4 protein-coding genes are annotated in these 2,818 nt (G+C 69.2%); all 4 read left to right on the top strand.

Annotation, left to right across the window (positions count from 1 at the left end; translation table 11 throughout):
* A partial coding sequence (locus VNE60_08795) for a phospholipase D-like domain-containing protein (protein HVB31604.1) occupies window positions 1-986 on the top strand: 986 nt, incomplete at its 5' end.
* Between the two features lie 56 nt (window positions 987-1,042).
* On the top strand, window positions 1,043-1,876 hold the full coding sequence (locus VNE60_08790) for a phosphatase PAP2 family protein (protein HVB31603.1): 834 nt from the start codon (window positions 1,043-1,045) through the stop codon (window positions 1,874-1,876).
* Complete coding sequence (locus VNE60_08785) at window positions 1,873-2,409, top strand: 2'-5' RNA ligase family protein (protein ID HVB31602.1); 537 nt, start codon at window positions 1,873-1,875, stop codon at window positions 2,407-2,409. The genes VNE60_08790 and VNE60_08785 overlap by 4 nt, the downstream gene beginning before the upstream one ends.
* A 7-nt stretch (window positions 2,410-2,416) precedes the next feature.
* The coding region (locus VNE60_08780; protein HVB31601.1) for a hypothetical protein at window positions 2,417-2,818 on the top strand (402 nt) is incomplete at its 3' end.

Raw genomic sequence — 2,818 nt, 5'->3', positions numbered from 1 at the left:
TAGCCCTGGAGAGCTACATTTTCCGGTCGGACGAGGTGGGGCAGCGGTTCGCGACGGCGCTCAAGGGGGCGGCGGCGCGCGGCGTGAACGTGCGGGTGATCGCCGACGGGATCGGCGGCCGCGGCGCGACACGCGCATTTCTGGCGGATCTGCGGCGGAACGGGGTGGACGTGCGGCTGTTCAACCGTCCCGGGCTCAAGCGGTGGCTGGGCCTCATGCCGCGGGATCACCGGAAGCTGCTGGTGGTAGACGATGCGGTGGGCGTGACGGGGGGCGTGGGGATCGGGCGCGAATGGCTGACCGGGGTGCTGCGGCGCGGCCGGTCGCGGTGGCGCGACACGGCGCTGCGCGTGGAGGGGCCGGCGGCGCTGGACATGGGCGAGGCGTTCGACTCGATGTGGCGGCGCGTGACGGGGGACCGGGTGAAGCGGGTCCGTCACCTGCGGCCGGCGGCGCGGGGGGCGCATCTGGATCCGTCCACGCACGAGTCGGCGCTGGTGGGGATCATCGAAGGGGAGCCGTGGCGGTTGCGCGTGGCGCGGGCCTTCCAGATGCAGGCGATCTCGGCGGAGCGATCGATCTGGCTGGCGAGCGCGTATTTCGTACCGTCGTGGTCGGAGTTGGAAGCGCTGCTCGGTGCGGCGCGGGACGGGGTGGACGTGCGGGTGCTGGTGCCGAGCCGCAACGACCATCCGTGGGTGACGCTGATGTCGCGGCGCTACTATCGGCGGCTGCTCACCAACGGCGTGCGCATCTGGGAATGGCAGGGCGAGATGATGCACGCCAAGACGAGCGTGATCGACGGGAGCTGGGTGCGCGTGGGCTCGACGGACGTGAACTTTTTGGGCGTGGCGATGAACTACGAGTTGGACGCGGTGGTACAGGACCATGCGCTGGCGTACGAGGCGCAGATGATGTTCCTGGATGATTTGCGGCAGAGTGCGGAGATCACTTTGCGATCCAAACTGCTGCCTTTAGGACGGTAGGACGGTAGGGGGGTAGGGGGGTAGGAGGGACAACGGCTAACTACGGGGAAATGGGCTTGAAATCGAGATCGCGGTGGATGGTGGGTGTGGTGATGGCGATGGTGGCGCCGAGTGTGGCGTGGGCGCAGGGGACGGCGGCGGGGCGCGATAGCGCGACTGCGCCGCCGCCGCTGTTCACCAGGGCGGATGGGTGGCTGGCGGGGGGATTCGTGGCCGGGATGGTGGCCGTGTGGCCGCTGGACGAGAGCATCGCCGAGCGTTCGCAGTTGCCGTCCAATCAGAGCAACGCGGCGCTGAAGAACACGGCCACCGTGTTCCGCGAGCTGGCCGATCCGGGCACGGTGATCATCGGGGGCGGGCTGTACATCGCGGGGCGGCTGACGCACGATAGGACGATGGCCGACATCGGGGGGCACGCGAGCGAGGCGATCATCGGATCGTCGGTGGTGGGGTGGGTGCTCAAGAGCGTGGCGGGCCGGGCGAGGCCGCGGGTGAACATCCACGATCCGCACGATTTCAAGCTGGGGCGTGGGTTCGGGTCGGCGGGGGACTATCAGTCGTTTCCGTCGGGGCACACGCTGGCGGCGTTCTCGCTGGCGTCGGTGGTGACGGCGGAGAGCGGGCGGCTGTGGCCGCGCGAGCAGGCGCTGATCGGCGTGCTCACGTACGGCGGGGCCACGCTCTCGGGGCTATCGCGCATCTACAACAACGCGCACTGGGCGAGCGACGTGATGTTGGGCGCCGGCATCGGGACGCTCACGGGGCTGGCCGTGGTGCGCTATCAGCATGGGCATCCCGGCAACTGGGTGGACCGGATCTTCCTGCACGAAGTGTCGGTGGCGCCGGCGGTGGGGGGCGGGATGATGGTGGGCGTGAACCTCCAGCGATGAAATCGGGCATCATCATCATCGCGGAGTTGGAGGCGCCGCTGCGCGAGCGGATGCTGACGTTGCAGACGCGGTTCGACCCCAAGCTGGCGGCCACGCAGCCGCCGCACGTGACGATCACGGGATCGTCGGGGATGGGACCGATCTCCACGAGGACCACCGAGGCGGAACTGCGTTCGGCGCTGGAGCCGATCGCCCGCGCCACGGCGCCGATGGCATTGCGGTTCGGGGCGCCGATGCGGTTCATGCAGAGCAACGTGGTGGTGTTGCCGCTCGATCCGCACGGGCCGCTGCGGACGTTGCACGACCGGATCAAGGCCAGCGGGCTGTTGTACGAGCGTCCGCGGTTCACCTTCACGCCGCACGTGACGCTGAGTTTCTTTCCCGAGCCCACGCCGGAGCTGTTGCGCGAGATGCTGGCCGAACGGGTGGCGGATGTGGTGGAGGTGCGGCGGATTCAATGCGTGGAGACGCTGGATCTCACGCGCACGCGGCGGCTGTTCGAACTGGAGCTCACGGGTGGCGACACGGAGTGAGGGACGCATGGGCACATCGATCGTGGACGAGCTGGAGCGCGACATGGCGCCCGAGGTGGCGCAGGCGTTCGTGCAGCTGGCCACGGAGTACCTGGCGGGCACGCGGGACGTTGCGCAGCGCGTGACGTCGTCGCAGTCGCCCGCGGCGCTGGCGCAGCGGTTCGCCGAGCCGTTGCCGCGCACGGGGCGGAGCGTGGAGCAGATATTGGCGCGGTTGCGCACCGACGTGATCGCCGAGAGCAATCACCTGTATCATCCGCGGTACGTGGGGCATCAGGTGTCGGCGCCGCTGCCGGCGGCCGTGTGGACCGAGTCGCTGATCGGCGCGTTGAACCAGTCGGTGGCGGTGTTCGAGATGTCGCCGGCGGCGACGGTGATCGAGACGCAGGTGATCCGCTGGATGTGCGAG

This window comes from Gemmatimonadaceae bacterium, assembly GCA_035533755.1.
Lineage (GTDB): Bacteria > Gemmatimonadota > Gemmatimonadetes > Gemmatimonadales > Gemmatimonadaceae > JAGWRI01.
This window is presented reverse-complemented; position numbering and strand designations above follow the sequence as displayed.

What these genes read in the sequence shown, in the direction of transcription:
- VNE60_08785 (HVB31602.1), top strand. Translation starts at nt 1,873, where the DNA reads ATGAAATCGGGCATCATCATCATCGCGGAGTTGGAGGCGCCGCTGCGC.